This window comes from Catenibacterium sp. co_0103 (genome assembly GCF_004168205.1).
GTDB lineage: Bacteria > Bacillota_I > Bacilli_A > Erysipelotrichales > Coprobacillaceae > Catenibacterium > Catenibacterium mitsuoka_A.
Window position 1 is genome coordinate 1 of record NZ_RCYB01000208.1, and the last position, 1,050, is coordinate 1,050.

Here is a 1,050-nt window from a genome sequence, read left to right on the forward strand (position 1 = left end):
GAGAAAACTTTAAATCACATTATCAAAAAAATGAACGATTCACGCTCTATTTTCTGCGAAAATTCCAGAACAGACTTCATTCGTTCTCGTAAACTGGATTTTCAAGATACCATCAAAATCCTCTTCTGCATGGAAAACGGCTCCTTAAGAGATGAACTATTTAAGTCTTTTGATAATGCACTTGATACACCTACTGCATCTGCGTTTGTGCAGGCTAGAAATAAAATCAAGGTGGATGCTTTTAAACATATTTTCAATAAGTTTAATGATAGAACTCATGAAGACATACTGTATAAAGGATATCGTCTTCTCGCTATTGATGGGAGTGAATTGCCAATCGATAATTCCATATATGATAAAGAAACAAGAGTTCTAAGAACAGGCGGTACCAATAAGCCTTATTCCGCATTTCATATTAATGCCAGCTACGATCTCCTTGAGCGATCATATGATGATCTTATTATACAGGGTCAGGCAGTAAGGGATGAAAATGATGCTTTCTGCCAGCTTGTGGATCGTTATCAGGGAAGGAAAGCAATTTTTATAGCAGACAGAGGATATGAATCTTATAACGGTTTTGAACATGTTGCGAAATCTGGAAACAAGTATCTTGTCAGAGTCAAGGATATCAATTCTAAAACCAGTATGACAAGATCTTTAGGGCCGTATCCGAATGATGAGTTTGATATTGACGTGTTTAGAATGCTTACTCTGAAATGTACATCAATGATAAAAGCATGCCCTCAGCTATATAAAGTATGTCCTACTAATATGCGATTTGACTATATGTCTAAAGAAGATCCCTGGTATGAGTTTAATTGCAGGACAGTTCGATTCAAAATCACTGAAGATACATATGAATGTATAATTACTAATCTTGATAGGACTAAATTCTCATCTGAAGACATCAAGGAACTATATAATAAACGCTGGGGTATAGAGACTTCTTTCAGACATGTAAAGTATGCAATAGGTTTGAACTCACATCACGCAAAGAAGAGAAAATATATAAAGCAGGAGATTTATATAAGTCTTACTCTTTATAATCTG

At 35.0% G+C, this 1,050-nt stretch carries 1 protein-coding gene; it reads left to right on the forward strand.

Annotation, left to right across the window (positions count from 1 at the left end; genetic code table 11):
- The coding region (locus EAI80_RS13175) for an IS4 family transposase (protein ID WP_238634639.1) at window positions 1-1,050 on the forward strand (1,050 nt) is incomplete at both ends.